Consider the following 18,549-nt stretch of genomic DNA (forward strand, 5'->3'; position numbering starts at 1 on the left):
GGAACAAATTAAGAACGGGTAAAGTGCTTACCACAGCCCCAATGTCTGCACGAACAGCCATACGCCTGTAGCCACCAGCAGCGCCGCCGCGATCATTCGCACCATATCCAGCGGCACCCGCTTGATCAGTTCATGGCCAAAGACCACCGCGGGCACATTGGCGATCATCATGCCCAGGGTGGTGCCCGCCGTCACCGCCAGCGCATCGTTGAACCGCGCACCCAGCGCAATCGTGGCGATCTGCGTCTTGTCGCCCATTTCCACGATGAAGAAGGCGACCAGCGTGGTGAGGAACGCGCCGAAACGCGCGGGTTTGGGCGTTTCGCTGTCATCCAGCTTGTCGGGCACCAGCGTCCACAGGCCCATCGCCACGAAGCCCACGGCGATGGCAAAGCGGAACCACTGGCCATCGAGGAAAGCCGCCGCCGTGGCCCCCAGCAACGCCGCAAGGAAATGGTTGGCCAGCGTTGCGCCCAGAATGCCAAGTACGATCGGCAACGGACGCTTGAAACGCGCGGCCAGCACGATGGCCAGCAGCTGCGTCTTGTCGCCGATTTCGGCCAAGGCAACGATGGCCGTGGAAGTGGTGAAGGCTTCGAACATGAGGTTTTCCGGCATAAGTTTTGCGGGGCCGGGTGAAGCGATCAGGCCAACAGCAGCGTGCCCTTCCACCCGGCCCGGATAGAAAGCGCGCTGCCATTGGTCTCGCCCGGAGGACCAGCGATGTGGTCCCGCCGCCTGCGCCACGGCCTCTCGGCCGAGTATGTTGACGCTGAGGGCCGCTGCGAAAACGAAGCGGTGGCTACTCCCCAAATGACGTGATCGCGCACTAGCTGCGTATGGCCAAGGGTGCAAGACCACGTTAGGGCCACAACGGCGTTACCCGGCCACGGGCGCGCAGGAGGGATAATTGAGGAACACCGCAGCACTCGCCGGCGTCCTGCTGATTGCCGGGACAAGCAATGCCGCCCACGCAGCGGACGCGGCGGAGGAGCCTTTCACGCTGTCAGCTTCGGCGCGGCTCCGTGTGGAATCGATCGACGGCCAGTTCCGCCCCGCCCCAGCGCCCGAAAACGACACGATGATATCGCTGCGCACCGAGATTGCCGCACGCTACGATGCCGGCCCGGTGCGGTTTGTGGCCGAAGTGTGGGATGCGCGCGCATGGGGGCAGGATTCACGGTCCTCGGCAAACACCAGCGAGGTCAACGCGCTGGAACTGGTGCAGGCCAATGTGCAGGTGCCGCTGGCCGGAAAGAGCGTGCTGACGTTGGGGCGCTACACGCTTGATCTGGGTAACCGGCGCATGATGGCCCGCCAGCGGTTTCGCAACACCACCAATGCCTTCACCGGCGCGCATCTGGCGCTGGATGGGGCTGCGGGGCGCAAGCTGGACCTGATCTTCGCGCTGCCGCATCAGCGCCTGCCGGACGACGCCGATGGTATCCGGGCCGACCGGGTGAAAGTGGACCGCGAGAGTTTCAACGTGGTGTTCTTCGGCGCGCACGGCACGCTGCCGAACGTGCTGGGCGGAACGCTGCAACCCTATGCCTTCGGCCTGATCGAACAGGACGGCGCACGGCTTGCCACGGCCAACCGCCGCATCGGCACGCTGGGCGCGCGCCATTTCGTGAAAGCGAAAGCCGGGGCGTGGGATCACGAAGTGGAAGGTGCGGTGCAGTTCGGCAAGGCGCGGCGCACTTCGTCGGCTGCGGACCAGACCGATCTCGATGTCTTCGCATGGTTCATCCATGCAGAGCTGGGCCATACGCTGGCAGGTGGCTGGACGCCGCGCATCGCTGCGATGATCGATGCGGCCAGCGGCGATGGCGGCAAGGCGGGCAAGTTCACCCGTTTCGACACGCTCTATTCCGCGCGGCGTTTTGAATTCGGGCCGAACGGGCTGTACGGGCCCTTCCGCCGCAGCAACATGATCTCACCCTCGCTACGGCTGGAAGTGGCACCTTCAAAACGCACCGATGCCTTTGTGGCGTGGCGCAGCGCGTGGGCAGAGAACCGCCGCGATCAGTTTGCCGCCACCGGTGTGCGCGATGCCAACGGCGCTTCGGGATCGCTGGGCGGGCACCAGATCGAAGGGCGCGTGCGGCACTGGATCGTGCCGGGCCTGCTGCAGGTGGATGCAGGCGCGGCCCTGCTGCTGAAGCGCGGCTTGCTGCGCGATGCGCCCAATGCGCCTGCCAGCGGCAATACCCGCTATGGCTATATCGATCTGACGCTTTCGCTCTGACGGGCGGCAACGGCGTTCAGGATCACCTGCTTGCGCGGCGCGCTGGCAGTGGGCCATGCAACGATTTCATCGATCGTGCGATGACAGCCACGGCACAAGGCGCTGCCCGGATCGATCTGGCAAACGCCGGTGCAAGGACTGGGTGGATCTGTCAGGTTCACCGCGCGGACTTCTCAGCAGCCAACCGCGTCATCAGCAGCGCTGCCCGCTTGGCCTGGGTCCAGATGCTCGGCACGTCAACCGTCTCGCCCGGCGCGTGGTCGCCCGTTGAATGCGGGCCAAGACCGACAAGGCCGTCGATATATTCCGCCACGAAGCTGATATCACCCGCCCCGCGCTTCATCGGATCCAGCGGCTGCATCGCGGGCAGGCCCATCGTGGCGTTCACCTGATTGAGCTTTGCCAGCAGCGCTTTGTTGCCATCGGTCGGGGCCATCGGCGGATAGCCTTCGCTGAACGCGATTCTGGCAGAGGTCACGCCGGGGAACGGACGCGCGACGATGCCTTCCATCTTGCGCATGGCATTGCGGTTCTGCTGCGGGCTGAGCGTGCGAAGATCGCCGCGCGCCACAACCTTTCCGGCGATGATGTTGGTCTTGCCCTGCGCCGAAACATGGGCGTTGTCCTCCGCCACTTCGGCCTGCGCACCACCCGCGATCAGCCCCACGTTGAGCGTCAGGTAGGGTTCGGGCAATTCCTCGCGCAGGGCGTTCAAGATCTTCGCGGCGGCATAGATCGCGCCATCGCCAGCGCGCTCGCCCCAGACGCCGCTGGAATGGCCTGACTTTGCCTCAATGGTCAGCGTCCAGCTTTGCGAGGAACGTCGCGCGATCGATCCCATGTCCTCGCCGTCTTCGCGGCTGAGGCCTTCAAAATCGAGCGCAACGTCAGCAGCCTTGGCCGCCGTTACCAGATCGGCGCGGGCCGCATCGATGGGGGCGCCGGCCTCTTCCTCGTCTCCGGTCAGAAACACCTCGATATTGGCATTCTTCAGCGTACCGGCTGCCTGCATCGCGCGCACGGCAGAAAGGATCACCGCGATGCCGCCCTTGTCATCGCCCACGCCCGGTCCGGTCGCCTTATCGCCGTTCAGAACGTATGTTTGAAAAGGGGAATCCGGCTCGAACACGGTATCGAGATGGCCGATCAATAGCAGCTTCTTCGCGCCCTTCTTCCCCTTGTGCGTCAACAACAGATGACCGGCGCGCCCGGTCTGCTCCATCGCTATCCAGCGCGAGGTAAAGCCCAGTGCTGTAAATTCGGGCACCACGATGTCGCGCACCTTGCGCACGCCATCCAGATTGCGGCTGCCGGAGTTCTGATTGACCATTGTTTCAAGGAATTTCAGCGTCTTTGCCTGTTCCGCATCGACCGTGGCGATCATTCTGGCCTCGGCGCCGGTCGGCGCGGCCTGTGCTGCTGCAGAAAGCAAAACGAACGGCAGGGCAATGACGGCAGTCGAACGCATCTGGAACTCCTTTGGCCGCCACGTTGGCGGGGCACCTGCGGCCTTGCAACCGCCTTTTCGCGCGAAAATCCTTGCTTTGGCGGCAACCTGTGCCTATGTGCGGCGCAGCAAGACCGGCGGCGGACATACCGCTGCAATCCGGGTGCTGGCGTGAGAGCCTGCTGAAAAGCAACGGTTCCGCCCCGGACGAACGGTTCTCTGCCCCGCCCGCTTCCCCTTTCACGCATGGGTCGCACGATCGACCCCGTTCGTGCCCTTTCGGCGCGTGCGCCTAGCGAACTCATTTGCCTGTCGGCTTTTGCGCCGATGGCTTCACGAAAGCATTTTCATGTCCTATTTTTCCGACCTCGGCCTTGCCGAACCCATTCTCCGTGCGCTCGAATCCAAGGGTTACAACGACCCTACGCCGATCCAGCGTCAGGCCATTCCCGCACTGCTTGAAGGGCGCGACCTGCTGGGCATCGCGCAGACCGGCACTGGCAAGACCGCCGCGTTCTCGCTGCCTTCGCTCCACCGCCTTGCCGCCAACCCGCAGCCGCGCAAGCCTGCTTCGTGCCGTATGCTGGTGCTTTCGCCCACGCGCGAACTTGCCGCGCAGATCGCCGAAAACATGAAGGGCTATGCCCGCTATCTCAACCTGTCGGTCGATTGCGTGTTCGGCGGCGTGCCCGTTGGCAAGCAGGCGCGCCGTCTGGTGCCCGGCGTCGATATCCTCGTTGCCACGCCCGGCCGCCTGCTCGACCTGATCGATCAGCGCGCGCTGACCCTTGGCCGCACCGAAATCTTCGTGCTCGACGAAGCCGACCAGATGATGGACCTCGGCTTCATCCATGCACTGAAGCGCGTGGCCAACCTCCTGCCCAAGACGCGGCAGAGCCTGTTCTTCTCGGCCACGATGCCCAAAGCGATCGAGGATTTGGGCAAGCAGTTCATCGTCAACCCGGTGCGCGTCGAAGTGGCCCCGAACTCGACCACGGCAGAGCGCGTGGAACAGTACGTCACCCACATCAACCAGGCCGAAAAGCAGGCCCTCCTCACCCTGCGCATCCGTGCGCTGCTGGCGTCCAAGGAGCTTGATCGCGCGCTGGTGTTCACCCGCACCAAGCACGGTGCCGACCGTGTGGTCCGCCACCTGTCGTCCGCCGGGATCGACGCGCGCGCCATCCACGGCAACAAGAGCCAGGCCCAGCGCACCGCCGCATTGGAAGCGTTCCGCCAAGGCTCTTGCCCGGTGCTGGTCGCAACCGATATCGCGGCGCGCGGTATCGACGTTTCGGGCGTGAGCCATGTGTTCAACTTCGAACTGCCCAACGTGCCCGAACAGTATGTCCACCGCATCGGCCGCACCGCGCGCGCCGGGGCCGATGGCATCGCCATCAGCTTCTGCGCGCCCGACGAAAAGCCCTATCTCAAGGACATCGAGAAGCTGACGCGGGTCAAGATCGACACGATGCCGCTTCCCGAAAACTTCATGGCCGAAGCCGCAAAGCTCCCCGCCCCCAGCCGCAAGCCTGCCGAGATGGAGCAGGACGCGCGCCGCGATGCACGCGATGCGCGTGGTAACGGCGGTCGTGGCAGTGGCCAGCAGCGGAACGGCAGCCAGGACCGCAATGGCCACAACCGCAACAGCCAGAGCCACGGCGGCAAGGCGCAAGGCCGTGACGGTCGCCCCCGCGACGTATCGCCCCGTCAGGAACGTCGCGATGGCGCACAAGGTGATCGCGGTCCCATTCGCAATCCCGTTCTGGACGCGACCGTGAACGGTGGTGAGCGTGACGGCAACAAGCCCCGCAATTTCCGCCCGCGCGGTGCCCCCGGCGTCGGCGCGCACCGCAACAAGGTGCGCCGCGCAAGCTGATCGTTCGAGTGATAGCCCTGCCCCACGGCAGGGCTGTCCTTGCCCACAAAACCTTGGCATAGCGGCGCGCGATGGACAGCGTTCTTGCCTCGGCGATTGCCATGACCGTGATCGTCGCGGTCCGCTATCTGCTGACCAGCGGACTGTTCGCATGGGCGACGCACAAGGTCCGCCCCGGCCATTACCAAGGCCTTGAAAAGCAGATCCGCTCCGAAATCGGATGGAGCCTTGCCACCGCCGCAATCTATGGCGTGCCCGCAGGCGTCGTCGCGTGGGGTTGGCAACAGCACGGCTGGACCATGATCTACACCGATCCGCAGGCCCTTCCGCTGTGGTGGATGCCGGTATCGCTGCTGGTCTACCTCTTTATCCACGACACATGGTTCTACTGGACGCATCGCTGGATGCACCGCCCGGCGGTGTTCACCCGCATCCACGCGATCCACCACGCCAGCCGCCCGCCCACCGCATGGGCAGCGATGAACTTCCACCCCATCGAGGCGGCAATCGTCTCCCTGCTGATCCCTGCGCTGGTCTTCGTGATCCCGATCCACATCGGCATTCTCGGTCTTGTCCTGCTGATCATGACCGTGATGGGCGTGACCAATCACATGGGTTGGGAGATGTTCCCCGCATGGCTCGTTCATTCGCGCGCAGGGAACTGGCTGATAACGGCAAGCCACCACCATCGTCATCACGAACTCTATCGCTGCAACTACGGCCTCTACTTCCGTTTCTGGGACCGGCTTTGCGGCACCGACAAGGGACTGTCTGCCCCATGAAGCGCATCGCCATCCTGCTCCCCCTTCTGCTTGCCGGAAACGCCCCCGCCCCCACCACGATCACTGTGGACATCCACGGCCTGCGCAACACCAAAGGCATGGTCTGGCTGTGCATGAGCGCAAACCCCAAGCTGTTCCCCGAAGGCTGCGACAAGGATCCCAATCGCCGCTCGGTTTCGATCAAGGCGAGCGATCCGGGCACGCTGGTGATCCGCGATGTTGCGCCGGGCCGCTATGCCATCGTCCTGCTGCATGATGAAAACGGCAACAGGAAGATGGACAAGACGCTGTTCCTGCCGAAAGAGGGCTTCGGCTTTTCCCGTGATGCGCCGGTAAAGATGTCCGCCCCCAAGTTCGAAGCTGCAGCTTTCGAAGTGACCGGCGCGCCCTTGCGCATGAAGATGAAGGTCCGTTACCTGTAGTGCATCCTCCCCATATCCAGACCACCCCCGGCAGCGCCTTCGCGCCGTTCCGCTATCCCGCTTTCCGCGCGATCTGGACGGCGAACCTGTTTTCCAGCATCGGCTCGATGATCCAGTCGGTTGGCGCGGCCTGGCTGATGACCGAGCTGACCACATCGCACCTGCTGGTTGCGCTGGTGCAGGCATCGGCCACGATCCCGATCCTGATGCTGGGCATGTTTGCAGGCGCGATTGCCGATAACTACGACAGGCGGCGGGTGATGATGGCCGCGCAGGTGGGGATGCTCATCGTCTCCGCCGTGCTGGCAGTGCTCGCCTTCACCGACAATATCGGCCCGTGGTCGCTCTTGGCGCTTACCTTGATGGTCGGCATCGGCACCGCGCTCAATGGCCCGGCATGGCAGGCCTCGGTGCGGCTTCAGGTTGGCCCCGCCGATCTGCCACAGGCGATCTCGCTCAATGCCATATCGTTCAACCTTGCACGCAGCGTCGGCCCCGCCCTTGGCGGCATCCTGATATCGTTGTGGAGCACCAGCCTTGCCTTCGCGCTCAACGCGATCAGCTATCTCGGCATGATCGTGGTGCTGGCAATGTGGCGGCCCGAATCGCTACCGCCGGTGCGCGAACCTATGATGCAGGCCATCGGGCGCGGCATAAGGTTCTGCGCCGCCTCGTCCCCCATCCGCAAGGTGCTGCTGCGCGGCCTGCTGATGGGCCTTGGCGCGTCGGGCTTGCAGGCGCTGATGCCCAGCATCGCGCGTGACATGCTGAACGGCACGGAACTGGACTACGGCTTGATGCTCGGCGGCTTCGGCATCGGCTCCATCGTTACCGCGCTGAAGATATCGCAGATTCGCCGCCGTTTCGGCAGCGAAGCCGTGGTCACTACGGCCACGCTGATCTTTGCCTGTGCGCAAGTGCTGATGGGACTTTCCACCAGCATCCCGATGGCCGTTGCCGCCGCATTCCTTGGCGGCGTGGGCTGGGCCAGCGCAATGACCAGCCTGAACGTGGCCATGCAACTCCGCAGCCCGGAAGACATCCTTGGCCGCTGCCTGTCGATCTATCAGGCAATAACCTTTGGCGGCATGGCATTGGGTGCATGGGTGTGGGGCACGGTGGCTGACGCCTTCAGCCTGCCGATGGCGCTGCAGCTTGCTGCCGTCTGGCTTGTCGCATCAACCATCATGCACTTCATCGCCCCTATGCCCACGCGCGAAGAGGGGCGGCTGGATTCTGTACCGGAGAGCAAACCTTGACCGATTCCCGCCCGCTTCGCTCCGTCCTCTACATGCCCGCAAGCAATGCCCGGGCAATGGCCAAGGCGCGCACGCTCGATTGCGATGCGGTAGCCCTCGATCTGGAAGATGCCGTCGCGCCAGAAGCAAAGACCCAAGCCCGCGCTGCGCTGGTGTCAGAAGTACAGACGGGCGGTTTCGGCCACCGCCGCCTGATCGCGCGGATCAACGCCCTCTCCACGCCGTGGGGGCATGATGATATTGCCGCGCTCGCCGCTGCCCCGGTCGAAGCGGTGCTGGCCCCCAAGGTCGATGACGCCGCAGATATCGAAGCGCTTTCTGCTGCGATGGATGCCGCAGGGTTTGCGCCCGATGTGGCGCTATGGGTGATGATCGAAACCCCGCGTGCGGTGCTTGCGCTGGAACGCATTGCCGCCTGCGCATCGTCTACGCGCCTCGCTGGATTCGTGCTCGGCCTCAACGATCTCGCCAAGGATAGCGGCATTGCCCAGTTGCCGGGCCGGGCCGCCTTTATGCCCGTGCTGACGATGGCTGTGCTGGCAGCACGCGCCAATGGTCTGATCATCCTTGATGGCGTGTGCAACGCGATAGAGGACCAGACCCTGCTCGAAGCCGAATGTACCCAAGCGCGCGATTCGGGCTTTGATGGCAAGACCCTGATTCACCCGGCGCAACTTGATGTCTGCAACCGCGTTTTCGCGCCTTCGGATGCAGACGTTTCCGATGCGGAGGCAATTGTCGCCGCCTTTGCCGATCCTGCAAATGCAGGCAAGGGTGCGCTGCGGGTCAACGGAAAAATGGCGGAATTGCTGCATCTGACGCAAGCAGAGCGCCTTCTGGCCAAAGCGGCAGCCATCGCCAAACGTTAACGACGCGGAAGCCATTCCGGCGCAACTTAAACACTTCTTCACGAAGTTGCGCCAGACAAGTTCCCGGACAAGGAGCCTGATCCGAAACTCCGGCGGCGGAGGGTTGGCGAGGGATTTTTTGTGCTGATGAGGAGTGATCGCCGCCGCGATGCAGGGACATCGTGGCAAGATCGCGACGAAATCAGCGCGAAAAAGACCCGCCAGACCGACCCGCAGGAGTTTCGGATAAGGCTCAAAGGGGACCAGGTAAACGTGATGGATACTTTGCGCGATTTCGACCGGGACAGCAGCGTCGAGGCCGACTTCGACCTTTCCGGTTACGAAGACGACGTGGCCAGCGATCCGCCACCACAGGTTGTCGGGCAGGATGAGCGCCGGATGCAGGTGCGCGCCTACAACTATTGGGCGGGGCTGCTGGGCGATCATTCCTTCCCGCAAGTTACCACGCTGCTTGATGGCCAATATCCTGATTTTGCAGACAATCTTGTATTGCTGCATTTCGACGATGGTATCGAAGACCCGGCAATCACGTTCCTGGGCACGAAGCTGGCCGATGAATGCGGCACCCAAAGCTCGATCGAACGGTTGAGCCAGGTTCCGGGCCGTTCGCTGCTTTCGCGCATTACCGACCACTACATGCAGATCATCGCCAATCAGGCGCCGATCGGGTTCGAAGCCGAATTCGTCAACCAGCATGGCCGCACCATTCTCTATCGCGGCATCCTTCTGCCCTTCTCGTCGGATGGCACCGCGATCGATTACATCATGGGCGCGATCAACTGGAAGGAACTGGCCGATCAGGCGACGACCGATGAACTGCTGCTGGAAATCGGACAGGCACTGGATACCGCCCCCGTTGTCAGGCAGCCCCGCCGCCCGCTGATCGAAGCGGGCGATGCCTGGGCAGATGGTCCGGTTTCATTCGGTGACGGGCCGCTTGATCCCGGCGGATTTCCCGCGCCATCGTTTGGGCTTGATGACCATATCCTGCCGCTTCCTGCCCACGAGGATGAGCCGGAACCTGAAGCGCTGGCAGACTGGTTAGCCTCAGCGCGTGAACTGGCGCTGGCCGCCAATTCCAGCGAAGATCGCACCCGCGCCACGCTCTATGCCGCGATCGGGCGCGCCTGGGATTTCGCGCTGGCTGCGCAGGCTGAACCGATCGATTTCGCCGAACTGCTCGAAGATGCGGGCCTGACCATGCAGGAACGCGCACCGATGACCCCGGTGGTCAAGCTCGTGTTCGGCGCGGATTATGACAAGACCCGCCTCACCGAATATGCCGCCGCGCTGACTCACGCTCAGCGCATGGGATTGGCCAAGGGTGCGCTTGCCGATTATCTCTCCGATGCACCGGGCGGGCTGAAAGGCGTGGTCAACACCGAACGCCGCCTGCGCCGCGAAGAAGCGGGCAAGGCTCTGGCCAAACGCGGCCCCGAAGCGCTGGCCGAATCGCTGCGCGCGATTGCGCCACGCAAGATCACCGAAATCGTCCCGTCAGCAGGCGCGGAGTTCGCGCTGGTCATGGTCCGCCGCCTCGAATCCGGCGAAGTCGTCGCACTGGGTGAAGTGACCGATGACGCCACCCTGTTCGAAAAAGCCGCACGCCACCTGATCGGGTAGGCCCCTTCCACGGCACTGCTGGTCCTGCTAGCCGTTGCGCCATGAAGGTGAAGGGTAGATGGCGCATGGGGTGGATAGGCTGGACGGTGCTTTGCCTCGTCCTGCTCGGTGGATTGGGCTTTCTGGCTTTCCGCCACGCACTCGAACGCAATTCCGTGGCCGTGCTCAATGGCGCGGACAAGTTGCTGAATGGGGGCGATGGCGCGATCCGGCAGGTGGCCGATCTGCGCTATGGCAAAGGTCCTGCACAGAAGCTGGAAATGTTCGTGCCGCAGGACGCAACTGCGCCGCTGCCGATCCTCGTATTCGTTCACGGCGGCAGTTGGGCCAGCGGCGATCCGCATGACTACCGCTTCATCGCCCGCACATTCTGCGCACAAGGCTTTGCCGTAGTGCTGGCAGGCTATCGCCTCTATCCGCAAGCACGGTTCCCCGCGATGCTGGAAGATGGCGCCGCTGCGGTGCGCTGGGTTCACGATAATGCCGCAAAGCTGGGCGGTGATCCCGCGCGCGTGGCGCTGATGGGGCATTCCGCCGGGGCCTATAACGTCGCCATGCTCACGCTCGATCCGCAATGGCTGAAGGGCGTCGGCCTTGATGACACGGCCATCCGGGGCACCGTTGCTCTGGCCGGGCCATTCGATTTCCTGCCGCTCGATAGCGACGCCACGATCAATGCCTTCGGTCAGGCCGCCGATCTGGCGAAGACCCAGCCGATCAATTTCGTGCGCAAGGATGCGCCGCCGCTCCTGCTCGTCACTGGCGATGCCGACACGCGGGTAAAACCTCGCAATTCAAGACTTCTTGCCCAACGCCTGACCGGTGCTGGCGTGCCCAACCAACCTGTGCTGCTCGAAGGCGTCACGCATGAAAAGATCATCATGATGTTTGCGCAGCCCTTTGCCCGCGATACCCGTGCAGTCGATGCAGTGCTGCCGTTTTTGCAACGGGTGACCGCGCCTTCAGTTGCGGTTCAGGCGGCGCAGCGATAGTCCCTCGCCCGTGAGCCGTATCTTCTCCCGCCTTCTGGCCATGCTCGCCGCGCTGTCGCTCTGCGTGCAGAGCGCCGCCGCGCAATCGGTGTTGCGCGATGCCGAAACCGAAGCCCTGTTCCGCGAAGCATCGGCCCCGATCTTCAAGGCCGCCGGGTTCAATCCCGATGCGATCGATCTGGTCCTGCTCAACGATGGTTCGATCAACGCTTTCGTTGCAGGCGGGCAGGCGATCTACATCCATTCGGGCCTGATCGGCGCGGCAGACAGCGTGAACGAGCTGCAGGGCGTCATCGCGCACGAACTCGGCCACATCACCGGCGGCCACGTCGTGCGCTTCAACGAAGGGCTGAAGCCCGCCACCGGCATCACCGTGCTCTCGCTGCTGCTCGGCGGCCTTGCGGCGGCGGCAGGGTCGGCAGACGCGGCGATGGGCGTGTTCATGGCCGGCCAGCAGGCTGCTCTGGGCAAGTTCCTCGCCTTCAGCCGGGCGCAGGAAAGCTCTGCAGACGCCGCCGGCGCGCAGTTTCTGGCAAAGGCCGGGATATCGGGGCGCGGCTCGATCGAATTCTTCAAGAAGCTGCAGAATCAGGAATTCCGCTACGGCTATAACGCCAGCGCGAACCCCGATGCCGAATTTTATCGCACGCACCCGATGACCTCGGACCGCCTGACCACGCTGCAGGACACCTATGAACAGGACCCGGCGTGGAACACCCCGCCCTCGGCCTCGCTTCAGGCCAAGTTCCTGCGGGTAAAAGCCAAGCTTTACGGATACTTGGCCGAACCGCAGGACACGCTGCGCGCCTACCCCGATTACCTCACCGACGTCCCCGCCAGATACGCCCGCGCCTATGCCTTTCATAAAGAAGCCTTCGTCGACAAGGCTTTGGCAGAAACCGAATCGCTGATCGCCAGCGATCCCGACAATCCCTATTTCCTCGAACTCGAAGGGCAGATCCTGCTCGAATCCGGGCGGCCTGCCGACGCACTCGCCCCGTTGCGCAAGGCGACGGCGCTGACTGGCAATGCCCCGCTGATCGCCACCACCTTCGGCCACGCCCTGATCGCCACCGAAGACAAGGACAACTTCGCCGAAGCGGAGAAAGTGCTGCGCGCATCGGTGGTGCGTGACCGGGAAAATCCCTTCACATGGTATCAGCTTGGCGTGGTTTATGAAGCCAAGGGCGACCTGCCGCGTGCGCGGCTTGCCAGCGCGGAACAGCAGCTGATGAACATGCAACTGGGCAATGCGGTGCGCAGCGCCGAAGCGGCGGAAGCGGCTTTGCCCAAGGGCACGCCCGATTGGCTGCGCGCACAGGATATCGCCATGTCCGCCCGCGCGATGATGGAACGCCAGAAGAAATCGCGCTAGGCCGCTTGCCATGACGGAAACCAAACCCCGCCGCTTCGGCCTGTTCGCCGCAACCGCAGCCCTGTTCGCCATCGCAGGCGCTGCCGGAGGCTGGTGGTATGCCAACCAGCGCGCCGCCGGAACGGCGGGTGACGATGCCGCGCTTGAGGCCTCGCTGGCCAGCGCAGGAATCAGCGGAAAGGAGCGCGCCGCCATCGAAGGGCTGGTGCGCGCCTATATCCTCGAACATCCCGAAGTGCTGCCCGAAGCGATGGAGCGCCTGCAGGCGCGCGAAGCGGAAGCCCGCATCGCGCCAATGCGCGGGGCATTGGAAACACCGTTTCCCGGTGCAGTTCTGGGCAATCCGAATGGCAAGGTCACGCTGGTCGAGTTTACCGACTTTGCCTGCACATATTGCCGCCAGAGCGTGAAGGCACTGGAAACGCTTGTCGCCAAGAACCCCGACTTGCGCGTGGTGGTGCGCGAACTGCCGATCATCGCGCCCGAAAGCGCAGCCGCCGCACGAATGGCGCTGGCGGCCGCCGCGCAGGGCAAATATCCCGCCTATCACAAGGCGATGTTCGAAGGCGCAAGGCCATCGGACGCCAGCATTGCCGCCGCCGCCGGAGCCGCTGGCCTTGATATGAAGTCCGCCAGCGCCTTTGCCGCCCGGCCCGATGTGGAAGACGAACTCAAGCGCAACCTTGAAATGGCGCGCCAGCTTGGCATCAACGGCACGCCCGCATGGATCGTCGGCGGGCGCATCGTCCACGGCGCGGTTCCGCCCGAAGAACTGCAATCTGCCATCGATCAGGCCCGCAAAGGCTAACTAGCCTAGCCCGCGCCAACAGGTTACAACCCGCTTATGGCAGCCTTGCCGTTCAGACCCACGCCGTTCTTCGGCAACAAGAACCGCGCCTTCTGGCGCCTGCAGTTCCTTGGCTGGGGCGGCGCGATGCTGCTGCGCGCGATGTCGTCCATCGCCAACGCGCAGCCGTGGTCGTTTCTTGTCATCGTCGTCATCGCCACGATCACCGGCTTTTCGATCTCGCTGATCCTTTCGGTGATCTACCGTGCGCTGATCAATCGGCGGCCATTGGTAACGTGGGGCGTCACCGCGCTCACCCTGTCTGCCGCAGTCGGCCTCTATGCCTTCATCGATTCGTGGGTGATCAGCCTCTATCGGCAGGGCGGAGACGCCAGCTTCGCGCAGCTTTTCCTTGGCGTGTTCTACCTCGATCTCACGCTGCTCATATCGTGGACGGGCCTGTATTACGCGATCAACTTCTTCCTGCAGGTGGAAGAGCAGAACGACCAGCTCATCCGGCTTGAGGCTCAGGCCACCAGCGCCCAGCTGGCCATGCTACGCTATCAGTTGAACCCGCACTTCCTGTTCAACACGCTCAATTCCATCTCCACGCTGGTTCTGCTGAAACAGACCGAGCCTGCAAACGCGATGCTTTCGCGCCTGTCGTCGTTCCTGCGCTATACGCTGGTGAACGAGCCGACCGCGCGCGTCACCGTGGCGCAGGAAATCGAAACGCTGAAGCTCTACCTCGATATTGAGCGGATGCGCTTTGAAGAGCGGTTGCGCACGGAATTCCGCATTGACGATGCCGTGCGCAATGGACTGATGCCATCACTGCTCCTGCAACCGCTGGTCGAAAACGCGATCAAATATGCGGTCAGTCCGCTGGAGTATGGCGCGGAGATCACGGTGGAGGCGCAACTCGTCGGTCCGATGCTGCGGGTCACCGTTTCGGATACGGGGCCGGGCTTGCCAGCGGGCACCGATCCGTCAAGCGTGTTCGGCGTGAGCAGCGACAGCACCGGCATCGGTTTGGCCAACATCCGCGATCGTCTGGTTCAGGCCTATGGCGAGAACCAGCGCTTCGACATTTCCAACCGCGCTGAAGGCGGTTTTCAGGTTGTGCTTGAACTGCCGTTTGAAGCCAAAGCGGAAGTGCCGATCATTACAGCGGTACGGAAGCCGTTTGGGGTGAACGCATGATTTCGGGAACCTACTGCCGCTTGCACCGTCCTGCCATCAGGAATTCTCCAAAGGGGGAAACGTCACGGGGGCGCAACGTGATGCACAAAGGAAACGCATGACCATCCGCACGATCCTCGTCGATGACGAGAAACTGGCTATCCAGGGGCTGCAGCTCCGCCTTCAGGCCTTCCCCGATGTCGAGATCATCGACACCTGCTCCAACGGGCGCGAGGCTATCCGCAAGATCAAGACCGAAAAGCCCGATCTGGTGTTCTGCGATATCCAGATGCCGGGTTTTGATGGTTTTTCCGTGGTGAAGGGCGTGATGGAAATCGATCCGCCGCTGTTCGTCTTTGTGACCGCCTATTCCGAACATGCGATAAAGGCGTTCGAGGCCAACGCGGTCGACTATCTGCTCAAGCCGGTTGAGGAAGATCGTCTGGCCGACGCGCTGGACCGCGCCCGCACGCGCCTTTCGGAAAAGCGCAGCCGCGAGGAAGCAGAAAAGCTCAAGACCGTGCTGGCCGAAGTGGCTCCCGATGCGATGCCCGAAATCGAGGACGAGGGCGAACCTGTTGCCGGGCGCTTTGAAAAACTCATCAACATCAAGGATCGCGGCAAGATCTTCCGCGTCGATGTCGATACGATCGAACGTATCGAGGCCGCAGGCGATTACATGTGCATCTACACCGGCGACAATTCACTGATCCTGCGCGAAACGATGAAAGACCTCGAACGCCGTCTCGATCCGCGCGTGTTCCAGCGCGTGCACCGGTCCAAGATCGTCAATCTCGATCAGGTGCGGCAGGTGAAGCCGCACACCAACGGCGAATGCTTCCTCGTGCTGGAATCGGGCGCGGAAGTGAAAGTTTCCCGCAGCTATCGCGACGTGGTGGCGCGTTTCGTCCACTGATGTGGCCTGCGCGGTAATCCATGCCCGCGCGTAATCAGCACTCAACTCCGCCCATGCTGAGCTTGTCGAAGCACGCCAGAGCCGTTAGCGGCAAACGCGCGTCCTTCGACAGGCTCAGGACGGGCGGAGTGGTCTGATGCATGAATTTTCCATCCCCGGCTTCGATCTGGAAGCTTTCGTCGCCGCAACGCTTGCCGAAGATCTGGGCGAAGGTCTGCCGGGCGGTGGCCACGATGTGACCTGTGAAAGCGTGATCCCGGCAGAAGCGCGCTTTTCGGGCGTGATGGACAGCCGCGATGCGATCACGGTCTGCGGACTGCCCATTGCAGCCGCATTCTTCCGCGCACTTGATCCGGCCATGACCATCGAAATTCTGGTCGAAGAAGGGGCGCGCGTTGCGCCCGGATCAGACCTGATGCGGCTGGAAGGCAATGCGCGGGCAATGCTGACGGCAGAGCGCAGCGCGCTGAATACCGTCCAGCACCTTTCAGGCGTCGCCACGCTGACGCGGCAATATGTCGATGCGATGGGCGAAACCCATGCCCGGTTGCTCGACACGCGCAAGACCATTCCCGGCCTGCGCCACCTTGAAAAATACGCGGTGCGCACCGGCGGCGGGACCAATCACCGCATGGGCCTGTGGGACGCGGCAATGATCAAGGACAACCATGTGCTCGTTGCGGGCGGCGTGGCCGAGGCGGTGCGCCGTGCTCTGTCTGCCGGGGTCAGGGACGTGATCTGCGAAGTGGATCATATCGACCAGATCGTCCCCGCACTCGAAGCCGGGGCCACGCGCCTGCTGCTCGATAACATGGGGCCTGATCTTTTGCGTGACGCCGTGGCGCTGGCCGGTGCCCGTGTGCCGTGTGAAGCTTCGGGCGGCGTGCGGCTCGATACGATCGGGGCCATTGCTGCTTCGGGGGTGGACTATGTTTCGGTCGGTCGCCTCACGCAAAGCGCGCCTGCCGCCGACATCGGCCTCGACTTCACGCCGCTGGGCTGAGAGAACACGCACATGTCCGACGCTTCTCCCGCTGCTTCGCGCCCCGCCACCATCCGCATGGTCGAATATGCCGTCATCCTCAGCCAGTTGATGCGCATCGCCAATGTTGCCGTGCATACGGCGGCAATGGCCGCAGCGCTGGAAATCACGCCACTGCAGGTCATCACCGGGCCGTTCGCCAACGCCTTTATCGCCATCGGGCTGGCGCTGGTCATCACGCGCGGGCGGCAGTCCATCGCGCGCTGGTTCCTCAGTGTGGTGATCGCGCTCGATGTGGTTGGCCTTGCGGGCATTCCGGTGGTGGCCACGATGATCGGCGTGCCCTTCGCCATCGTATCGGCCATCGCCATCCTGCTGATGCTGGCAGCGGGCGTGATGATGTGGTTGCCCGCATCAAGCGCTTGGCTGAAACAGGGCAAGGCGGACTGATTGCGATGCGAGGCATTCTGGCAATTGTCGGACTGACGCTGGCCACGCCTGCCATCGCGCAGGGCTGGCAGTGCGAAGTGCCGCCGCAGATCAGCGTGCCTGCCTTGCCGGAACCAGACGCGCCGTCGCGCGTGACGCCGATCACCGGCTATACGCTTGCAGCAAGCTGGTCGCCCGAGTTTTGCCGCACGCGCAAGGCCGATCCGGCCCATGCCACGCAATGTTCGGGCAGGCAGGGCCGCTTCGGCTTCGTGCTGCACGGCCTCTGGCCTGACGGTAAGAACGGCAGGTATCCGCAGTACTGCCCCTCGCGCCGGTTGCCCGATGCACAAGTGCTGCGGCGCAACTTCTGCACGACGCCCTCTGCCGATCTGATGATGCACGAATGGGCCAAGCACGGCACCTGCATGAGCGCGGACCCTGCTGCCTACTTCGACAAGGGCCGCGCACTGTTCCAGACCCTGCAATTCCCCGACATGGCCCGCCTTTCCCGCACGGAAGGGCTGGATGCCGGCAAGGTCCGCCAGGCGCTGTCACTCGCCAACCCGCGCCTGCGGCCTGACATGTTCAAGCTGCTGGTGGGCCGCAATGGCTGGCTGCGCGAAGTCCACGTCTGCTATTCGCGCGCGTTCAAGCCCATGCGCTGCCCGACTGGGAGCGGGCCTGCCAATACGGTGCCGGTAAAGATCTGGCGTTCGTTCTAACGCCGTTGACGAAAAAAACCGCGCAGCATCTCCGCCGCCTCGGCCTCACCCATCCCTGAGTAAACCTCTGGCCGGTGCAGGCAGTTCGGCTGATCGAACACCCGCGCGCCATGCTCCACCGCGCCGCCCTTGGCATCGCTCGCCGCGTAATAGACGCGCGCGATTCGGGCATGGACGATGGCCCCTGCGCACATCGCGCAAGGTTCAAGGCTGACCCACAGGTCGCATCCTTCAAGCCGTTCCTGCCCCAGCGCGGCGGCGGCGGCGCGAATCGCCAGCACTTCGGCATGGGCCGTAGGATCGCACAGACTGCGGGGCTGGTTGTGCGCGGTGGCGATGACAGCGCCATCCTTGACGATGACCGCGCCGATAGGCACTTCGCCCTCTGCGGCAGCGCGTGCGGCTTCATCCAGCGCCGCGCGCATCGGTTCGGGTAGAGGCCAACGGGTCATGCCTCACGGCATATTGGTTTGCTGGCCATTCGCAAGACGAATGGCAGGCGGCACCGGCCCACTCCCCCGCCCGGCCACCCAATCATGATACAAACGGGGGGTGGCGGGCGGGGGTGTGGGCCCGGGCCGCCAGCCCATCGTCGTGCGGAAGGCCCGCAAACCAATATGCCGGGTGGCATG

At 63.6% G+C, this 18,549-nt stretch carries 20 protein-coding genes and 1 riboswitch; of the genes, 16 read left to right on the forward strand and 4 right to left on the reverse strand.

Features of this window, described 5'->3' with window-relative positions; translation table 11 throughout:
• Positions 1–27 precede the first annotated feature (27 nt).
• On the reverse strand, positions 28–618 hold the full coding sequence (locus tag ACOVQ0_RS05950; RefSeq protein ID WP_421881447.1) for a TMEM165/GDT1 family protein: 591 nt from the start codon (positions 616–618) through the stop codon (positions 28–30).
• A 10-nt stretch (positions 619–628) separates the two neighbouring features.
• Positions 629–824: riboswitch (yybP-ykoY riboswitch) on the reverse strand.
• Positions 825–910: 86 nt separating this feature from the next.
• Between ACOVQ0_RS05950 and ACOVQ0_RS05955 the strand changes: the two genes are divergently transcribed.
• Positions 911–2,248 (forward strand): alginate export family protein, encoded by a 1,338-nt coding sequence (locus ACOVQ0_RS05955; RefSeq protein WP_421881450.1) that lies wholly within the window; start codon positions 911–913, stop codon positions 2,246–2,248.
• Here the strand turns inward: ACOVQ0_RS05955 and ACOVQ0_RS05960 are convergent.
• Positions 2,221–2,409 carry a DUF1289 domain-containing protein gene (locus ACOVQ0_RS05960; protein ID WP_421881453.1) on the reverse strand — a complete coding sequence of 63 codons (189 nt, stop codon included), beginning with the start codon at positions 2,407–2,409 and terminating at the stop codon, positions 2,221–2,223. The two genes, ACOVQ0_RS05955 and ACOVQ0_RS05960, sit on opposite strands and share 28 nt — an antisense overlap.
• Positions 2,406–3,716, reverse strand: coding sequence for a M20/M25/M40 family metallo-hydrolase (locus ACOVQ0_RS05965; protein ID WP_421881456.1), 1,311 nt, complete (start codon positions 3,714–3,716; stop codon positions 2,406–2,408). Before ACOVQ0_RS05965 ends, ACOVQ0_RS05960 begins: the two co-directional genes overlap by 4 nt.
• Here ACOVQ0_RS05965 and ACOVQ0_RS05970 point away from each other — a divergent pair.
• From ACOVQ0_RS05970 to ACOVQ0_RS06040, 15 genes are all read left to right on the forward strand, one after another.
• A complete protein-coding gene (locus ACOVQ0_RS05970; RefSeq protein WP_421881459.1) occupies positions 3,697–3,870 on the forward strand; it encodes a hypothetical protein in 174 nt (57 codons plus the stop codon). The genes ACOVQ0_RS05965 and ACOVQ0_RS05970 overlap by 20 nt on opposite strands.
• Before the next feature lie 174 nt (positions 3,871–4,044).
• The gene (locus tag ACOVQ0_RS05975) at positions 4,045–5,574 is read left to right on the forward strand and encodes a DEAD/DEAH box helicase (protein WP_421881462.1); all 1,530 of its coding nucleotides are present in this window, start codon (positions 4,045–4,047) and stop codon (positions 5,572–5,574) included.
• Between the two features lie 71 nt (positions 5,575–5,645).
• Positions 5,646–6,356 carry a sterol desaturase family protein gene (locus tag ACOVQ0_RS05980; RefSeq protein WP_421881465.1) on the forward strand — a complete coding sequence of 237 codons (711 nt, stop codon included), beginning with the start codon at positions 5,646–5,648 and terminating at the stop codon, positions 6,354–6,356.
• On the forward strand, positions 6,353–6,778 hold the full coding sequence (locus ACOVQ0_RS05985) for a DUF2141 domain-containing protein (RefSeq protein WP_421881468.1): 426 nt from the start codon (positions 6,353–6,355) through the stop codon (positions 6,776–6,778). Before ACOVQ0_RS05980 ends, ACOVQ0_RS05985 begins: the two co-directional genes overlap by 4 nt.
• A complete protein-coding gene (locus ACOVQ0_RS05990) occupies positions 6,778–8,037 on the forward strand; it encodes an MFS transporter (protein ID WP_421881471.1) in 1,260 nt (419 codons plus the stop codon). Before ACOVQ0_RS05985 ends, ACOVQ0_RS05990 begins: the two co-directional genes overlap by 1 nt.
• Positions 8,034–8,906, forward strand: a complete 873-nt coding sequence (locus ACOVQ0_RS05995; protein WP_421881474.1) for an HpcH/HpaI aldolase/citrate lyase family protein — start codon at positions 8,034–8,036, stop codon at positions 8,904–8,906. The genes ACOVQ0_RS05990 and ACOVQ0_RS05995 overlap by 4 nt, the downstream gene beginning before the upstream one ends.
• A 255-nt stretch (positions 8,907–9,161) precedes the next feature.
• Positions 9,162–10,529 (forward strand): hypothetical protein, encoded by a 1,368-nt coding sequence (locus tag ACOVQ0_RS06000; protein WP_421881502.1) that lies wholly within the window; start codon positions 9,162–9,164, stop codon positions 10,527–10,529.
• 41 nt (positions 10,530–10,570) lie between these two features.
• The gene (locus ACOVQ0_RS06005; RefSeq protein ID WP_421881477.1) at positions 10,571–11,521 is read left to right on the forward strand and encodes an alpha/beta hydrolase; all 951 of its coding nucleotides are present in this window, start codon (positions 10,571–10,573) and stop codon (positions 11,519–11,521) included.
• 40 nt (positions 11,522–11,561) lie between these two features.
• Positions 11,562–12,896 (forward strand): M48 family metalloprotease, encoded by a 1,335-nt coding sequence (locus ACOVQ0_RS06010; protein ID WP_421881505.1) that lies wholly within the window; start codon positions 11,562–11,564, stop codon positions 12,894–12,896.
• Between the two features lie 10 nt (positions 12,897–12,906).
• Positions 12,907–13,704: a DsbA family protein gene (locus tag ACOVQ0_RS06015; protein WP_421881480.1), complete on the forward strand. Its 798-nt coding sequence runs from the start codon at positions 12,907–12,909 to the stop codon at positions 13,702–13,704.
• A 36-nt stretch (positions 13,705–13,740) separates the two neighbouring features.
• The gene (locus ACOVQ0_RS06020) at positions 13,741–14,886 is read left to right on the forward strand and encodes a sensor histidine kinase (RefSeq protein WP_421881483.1); all 1,146 of its coding nucleotides are present in this window, start codon (positions 13,741–13,743) and stop codon (positions 14,884–14,886) included.
• A gap of 97 nt (positions 14,887–14,983) precedes the next feature.
• Positions 14,984–15,781 carry a LytR/AlgR family response regulator transcription factor gene (locus tag ACOVQ0_RS06025; RefSeq protein ID WP_421881486.1) on the forward strand — a complete coding sequence of 266 codons (798 nt, stop codon included), beginning with the start codon at positions 14,984–14,986 and terminating at the stop codon, positions 15,779–15,781.
• A 136-nt stretch (positions 15,782–15,917) separates the two neighbouring features.
• Positions 15,918–16,784, forward strand: coding sequence for a carboxylating nicotinate-nucleotide diphosphorylase (gene nadC, locus ACOVQ0_RS06030; RefSeq protein ID WP_421881489.1), 867 nt, complete (start codon positions 15,918–15,920; stop codon positions 16,782–16,784).
• A gap of 12 nt (positions 16,785–16,796) precedes the next feature.
• A complete protein-coding gene (locus ACOVQ0_RS06035) occupies positions 16,797–17,213 on the forward strand; it encodes a hypothetical protein (RefSeq protein WP_421881492.1) in 417 nt (138 codons plus the stop codon).
• Complete coding sequence (locus ACOVQ0_RS06040; protein WP_421881494.1) at positions 17,186–17,917, forward strand: ribonuclease T2; 732 nt, start codon at positions 17,186–17,188, stop codon at positions 17,915–17,917. Before ACOVQ0_RS06035 ends, ACOVQ0_RS06040 begins: the two co-directional genes overlap by 28 nt.
• Here ACOVQ0_RS06040 and ACOVQ0_RS06045 read toward each other — a convergent pair.
• Positions 17,914–18,369 (reverse strand): nucleoside deaminase, encoded by a 456-nt coding sequence (locus ACOVQ0_RS06045; protein ID WP_421881497.1) that lies wholly within the window; start codon positions 18,367–18,369, stop codon positions 17,914–17,916. The genes ACOVQ0_RS06040 and ACOVQ0_RS06045 overlap by 4 nt on opposite strands.
• Between the last annotated feature and the right edge of the window lie 180 nt (positions 18,370–18,549).

The organism is Novosphingobium sp., assembly GCF_049240505.1.
In the GTDB taxonomy this organism is placed as follows: domain Bacteria; phylum Pseudomonadota; class Alphaproteobacteria; order Sphingomonadales; family Sphingomonadaceae; genus Novosphingobium.

Excerpts from the sequence above, each read along its gene's own strand:
- ACOVQ0_RS05950 (WP_421881447.1), bottom strand. The coding sequence starts at position 618 with ATGCCGGAAAACCTCATGTTCGAAGCCTTCACCACTTCCACGGCCATC.
- ACOVQ0_RS05970 (WP_421881459.1), top strand. The coding sequence starts at position 3,697 with ATGACGGCAGTCGAACGCATCTGGAACTCCTTTGGCCGCCACGTTGGC.
- ACOVQ0_RS05965 (WP_421881456.1), bottom strand. The coding sequence starts at position 3,716 with ATGCGTTCGACTGCCGTCATTGCCCTGCCGTTCGTTTTGCTTTCTGCA.
- ACOVQ0_RS05975 (WP_421881462.1), top strand. The coding sequence starts at position 4,045 with ATGTCCTATTTTTCCGACCTCGGCCTTGCCGAACCCATTCTCCGTGCG.
- ACOVQ0_RS05980 (WP_421881465.1), top strand. The coding sequence starts at position 5,646 with ATGGACAGCGTTCTTGCCTCGGCGATTGCCATGACCGTGATCGTCGCG.
- ACOVQ0_RS05985 (WP_421881468.1), top strand. The coding sequence starts at position 6,353 with ATGAAGCGCATCGCCATCCTGCTCCCCCTTCTGCTTGCCGGAAACGCC.
- ACOVQ0_RS06000 (WP_421881502.1), top strand. The coding sequence starts at position 9,162 with ATGGATACTTTGCGCGATTTCGACCGGGACAGCAGCGTCGAGGCCGAC.
- ACOVQ0_RS06005 (WP_421881477.1), top strand. The coding sequence starts at position 10,571 with ATGAAGGTGAAGGGTAGATGGCGCATGGGGTGGATAGGCTGGACGGTG.
- ACOVQ0_RS06010 (WP_421881505.1), top strand. The coding sequence starts at position 11,562 with ATGCTCGCCGCGCTGTCGCTCTGCGTGCAGAGCGCCGCCGCGCAATCG.
- ACOVQ0_RS06015 (WP_421881480.1), top strand. The coding sequence starts at position 12,907 with ATGACGGAAACCAAACCCCGCCGCTTCGGCCTGTTCGCCGCAACCGCA.
- ACOVQ0_RS06020 (WP_421881483.1), top strand. The coding sequence starts at position 13,741 with ATGGCAGCCTTGCCGTTCAGACCCACGCCGTTCTTCGGCAACAAGAAC.
- ACOVQ0_RS06025 (WP_421881486.1), top strand. The coding sequence starts at position 14,984 with ATGACCATCCGCACGATCCTCGTCGATGACGAGAAACTGGCTATCCAG.
- nadC (WP_421881489.1), top strand. The coding sequence starts at position 15,918 with ATGCATGAATTTTCCATCCCCGGCTTCGATCTGGAAGCTTTCGTCGCC.
- ACOVQ0_RS06035 (WP_421881492.1), top strand. The coding sequence starts at position 16,797 with ATGTCCGACGCTTCTCCCGCTGCTTCGCGCCCCGCCACCATCCGCATG.
- ACOVQ0_RS06045 (WP_421881497.1), bottom strand. The coding sequence starts at position 18,369 with ATGACCCGTTGGCCTCTACCCGAACCGATGCGCGCGGCGCTGGATGAA.